Origin of the sequence: Kitasatospora sp. NPDC093558, assembly GCF_040683475.1 — a bacterium.
GTDB lineage: Bacteria > Actinomycetota > Actinomycetes > Streptomycetales > Streptomycetaceae > Kitasatospora.
The window spans coordinates 1-1,001 of the sequence record NZ_JBFBDY010001428.1 but is presented as its reverse complement, the minus strand read 5'-3'; the positions used below and the strand labels follow the sequence as shown (position 1 = coordinate 1,001).

At 73.5% G+C, this 1,001-nt stretch carries 1 protein-coding gene and 1 pseudogene; one reads left to right on the top strand and one right to left on the bottom strand.

The annotated features are described in order from the left end of the window. Positions 1-280 (bottom strand): annotated as a pseudogene (locus AB0O00_RS41535) (hypothetical protein); the annotation flags it as partial. 155 nt (positions 281-435) lie between these two features. On the opposite strand from AB0O00_RS41535, the gene AB0O00_RS41530 reads away from it, so the two are divergent. Next, complete coding sequence (locus AB0O00_RS41530; RefSeq protein WP_363659838.1) at positions 436-903, top strand: hypothetical protein; 468 nt, start codon at positions 436-438, stop codon at positions 901-903. The last annotated feature ends 98 nt before the right edge of the window (positions 904-1,001 follow it).

Here is a 1,001-nt window from a genome sequence, read left to right as displayed (position 1 = left end):
GCGACAAGTACCAGGCCCTGGACTGGCCGCGCACCGACTGGCCGGCCACCGCCGTCAGCGCGGGCGCCTTCACCTCGACCTCGAACTCGGCCCGGCCGGTGACCACCACGGCCAGTTCCGTCTCCGGGTGGCAGTCGCGCGTGCTGGACGCGCCGGGGCCCACCAGGCACCACATCGCGTCGAACGGCAGCCGCGCAGACTCGGCGTACTGCGTCCAGCGTCCGATCCGTATCCCGTACTCCGCGGAGAGCTCCGCCGAGTCGCAACTGAGCCTGCGCACAGTCGTCAACTCCTCGTCGTCGTCTGATGGTCGTTCGCGTGGTCCAGGGTGGTGGCCGGGCCTCGGAGCGGGCTCGGGGCCGGCTGGGGACGGGCTGACGGGACGTCGAGGCCGGTTCGATCCCGCCTGGAGCGTGCCCGCCTACCGTGGCGGCCATGGATGTCGGAGTCGTGCCGGTGCCCTGGGCACCGCGTCGGATGGTCGCCCTCGCCCCGGAGCGGGTGCGGGGCTGGTGGGTCAAGCGGTACGGCATCTCGGCCACCCGGCCGAGCCCGCCCGCCCCCGTGATCGAGGCCGCCCGCCGGGCGGTCGAACGCAGCCTGCCGGAGGCGTATCCGGACGCGCTCGGCTGCGCCTTCAGCGTGCTGCACGAGGACGAGGACGGCTGCTACGTCGTCGTCGCCTGGTGGAGCCCCAACCGGCTGATCCTGCACTCCCGGACGTGGATCTCCGAGTGGGCCGACCCGGCCGACTGGCACCCGGCCCCGGGCGCGGCCACCGCGTGCATCTGGGAGCTGGTGGCGATGGGGGCCGAACGGGACGCCTGGGTGCGCCATGTGGTGCGCCCGGACGTCCCCGACCTCGACGGCTACCTGGCGGCCACCGTCAGCGGCGAGTTCTGAGGAGGACGGGACAATGACTCTCGCTGCTCTGCTCGTCCTGAGCGTGCTGCTGCGCAGGTTCCCGGTGGCCCGCCGGGCGACAGATCGCGCGGTGGGGG